Source organism: Monashia sp. HAY1-2A (assembly GCF_056755315.1).
Map to the genome: position 1 here is coordinate 1 of NZ_JBNDHY010000418.1, position 271 is coordinate 271.

Consider the following 271-nt stretch of genomic DNA (forward strand, 5'->3'; position numbering starts at 1 on the left):
GCGAAGGACTTGTACCAAAGTTTCCATAGAGATTTTAACGATTTCATGGCCGAAGATCACAATTACACAACGGCTTACCTAAACCTTTTTGACGCAAAAATAGACGAAGTTGAACAGCAGGAGTTTAGTAATTCTGTGTTGACTCGGCAAAAGCAGACTACCCGGGAATTGTATCTCTTAGGAGATCAGATCAGGCTTCCGCTTAAAAAACTCAATCTCAGAATAAAAAGAGCGAAATTACCCACCAATCTGGTAACAGATATCTCAGCAG

Annotated in this window: 1 protein-coding gene; it reads left to right on the forward strand. The window is 40.6% G+C overall.

Annotated features, from left to right (window positions below; genetic code table 11):
* Positions 1-45: 45 nt before the first annotated feature.
* Positions 46-271: hypothetical protein (locus ACPYOM_RS22545; RefSeq protein WP_481347671.1), on the forward strand; the 226-nt coding region annotated here is incomplete at its 3' end.